This is a genomic window from Streptomyces sp. WAC06614 (genome assembly GCF_003949795.1).
In the GTDB taxonomy this organism is placed as follows: Bacteria; Actinomycetota; Actinomycetes; order Streptomycetales; family Streptomycetaceae; genus Streptomyces.
Window position 1 is genome coordinate 1 of record NZ_RPRY01000580.1, and the last position, 2,325, is coordinate 2,325.

Genomic DNA, 2,325 nt, shown 5'->3' on the forward strand with positions numbered 1-2,325 from the left:
CGTCGTCGGCAGCGTCAGATGTGTATACGCGGCGGGGGTGCGCGGGGCCCTGGGCCGCGGCCGTCTGCGGGCCGAGCAGCAGGACCGCTGCGAGGGCGACCAGGGGCGCCCTGCCATACCTGAGTGAGGTCATGACGGGCACGCAAGAACGCCTGGGCGGCTGGACGGGCGGGTTCCGGGCCGTCACCGCCGAACGGGGCCGGAACGCGACGGTTCGGGGTCGCACGCGTGCCTTCGCAAGGACGTCCCCGACCGCAGGCCGTCCCGGAATTCCCGGGACGGCCCGCCCGGCGTCCGGCCGGGGCGGGGCCGCCTCCTGGCGAGGGATCAGAAGCCGCACCACCGGTCGGATCCGTTGTTCGGCAGCAGGTGGTCGCTCACCCAGCCGTACCTTCCGTCGCTGACGTTGCGGAGGTAGGTCCAGGTGGCGCCGTTGGAGTTCTGGGTCCAGCAGTAGTAGACGAGCTGGTCCTGGTTGTCGGCCCAGCCGGTGACGCCGCAGCTCGTGGTGGAACCGGAGCGCATGTTCGCCGCCACCCCGGCGGTCATGCGGAACGAGTCGCCGTCCAGGTTGGGGCCGGACGTCCCGCAGGCGGCCGTCGCGGCCGCCGGGCCGGCCGTGCCGACCAGGACCGCGGGGACGGCCAGGGCGGTCAATGCGGTCGCGATCAGGGCGTACTTCGAAGTTTCGGACCTGAGGTTCCTCATCACTCCTCCTCCTTGGTGAGGGCCCGCCGTGCGGGCGCAGAGGCCGGCCCGGGCGGGGCGTGGGGGCGGGGTCCGCCCGTTGCGCGCCCCGCCCCCCGTGTGCCGGCCGGCTTCGTGCCCCCTCATCCTCGGGCGGCGGACTCCCCGGCCGCTTGGACATTTCTGCTCAGCTGGCGGCGGAGCATCGAGGGGGTTTCGCCCAGGAAGCGGCGGACGGTGCGGACGAGGTGGGAGTGGTCGGCGAAGCCGTGGCGGGTGGCGAGGTCGGCCAGGCTGTCGGCGCCGGCGGCCAGGTCTTCGAGGACCGCGCGGACCCGGAGCTCGTTGCGGTAGGCGGTGATGGTCCGGCCGGTGATCCTGCGGAAGACCCGGCTCAGGTGGTGGGGGGAGGAGCCGACGGCACGTGCGAGGTCGTCCAGCCCCGCGGCCGCAAGTGCGTCCGGGCTGTTGAGGAGCTCGCGGACCTGGGTGGCCAGGCGCCAGTGCGCGACCGCGGTGGACACCCGGGGGCCCGGTCCGCCGTCGCCGGGGTGCGGGGGCAGGGCGTCGAAGAGGTCGAGGAGGCGCTCCTCCCGTTCCAGCCGGTCGGCGGTGCGGCAGGCGGCCAGCAGGCGGCGGTGGCGCAGGTCGAGCTCGGGGCCGATGCTCAGCCGCCAGCCCTGCCAGCGGTCGGACCCTGCGACGTGGAGGGCGTACGCCTCCTCGCTCATCGCCAGGAAGGTGAAGCGCACCCTCCCGCTGCCGGGGAAGGCGGACCGCTCCTCCAGCCCCGTGTGCGAGAACGTGCCGCTCGTGGCGTCGACCAGTTCGCACTGGCCCATCGACTCGCGCAGCAGGTAGCCGGAACGCATCAGGTGCACCCCGGTCGCGACGCCGGGCTCGGCGGGCGACCAGGTCGGGCGCCCGACGGCGGTCACGTCGTGCAGCGAGATGGCGTCCGTGACCGGCCAGGCGCGGTGGCCGAGGATGGTCAGGTGCTGGCCGGCCTGCGGGACGTCCCGCCGTCCTGCCTGCGGTACATCCCGCCGTCCGGCCTGCGGGACGTCCCGCCGTCCGGCCTGCGGTACGTCCCGCCGTCCTGCCTTCCCTCCGGCCTTCGGTCCGTCCCGTCGGCCGTCCTGATCAAGTCTGCCGTGCGCGAGGCTCTGTGACATGTTCAGAGCAAACCACGGGGCTGCTCGGCGCCCATGCCGTTGCTGCCGTTCGGAACGTCAAGGACCCGAGCAGACCGTGCCGTGATCGCGGCCCTGGGCGCTCTCGGCCTCGTCCTCGAAAGCACCGAACACTCCAGCACCGCCGACGTCCACGGGGCCCGTACCAACATCTCGCTTCCTGGCGAATCCGTGGGGGAACCCTCGCGCTGGACGTCGCCTCCCTGGCCCTGGCCCTGCTTGCCGAGGGACGTATGCCGCCCACCACGTACCGCCGGGCGCTGGACGCTCTTCGCGGTCTCCACGCACCCCTGGTCACCCGGATGACAGGCTGGGTCCGCGACGGCGACTCCAACGCCGCGATCAGGCTGCTTCGCGAGTAGACGGATAGGGACCCTAGGTCGTCAGGTGCCGGGGGTGGTGGGCGACGTCTGCGGTACGGGCGTGCGGCGGTTCAGGCGGAGGT

The 2,325-nt window shown here is 73.4% G+C and carries 2 protein-coding genes; both read right to left on the minus strand.

The window, feature by feature from the left end; genetic code table 11:
* Nucleotides 1-327: 327 nt before the first annotated feature.
* Nucleotides 328-708, minus strand: a complete 381-nt coding sequence (locus tag EF918_RS34905) for an SH3 domain-containing protein (RefSeq protein WP_260610981.1) — start codon at nt 706-708, stop codon at nt 328-330.
* Between the two features lie 122 nt (nt 709-830).
* Complete coding sequence (locus tag EF918_RS34910) at nt 831-1,862, minus strand: AraC family transcriptional regulator (protein WP_125652871.1); 1,032 nt, start codon at nt 1,860-1,862, stop codon at nt 831-833.
* Nucleotides 1,863-2,325: the final 463 nt, after the last annotated feature.

Excerpts from the sequence above, each read along its gene's own strand:
- EF918_RS34905 (WP_260610981.1), bottom strand. The coding sequence starts at position 708 with ATGAGGAACCTCAGGTCCGAAACTTCGAAGTACGCCCTGATCGCGACC.
- EF918_RS34910 (WP_125652871.1), bottom strand. The coding sequence starts at position 1,862 with ATGTCACAGAGCCTCGCGCACGGCAGACTTGATCAGGACGGCCGACGG.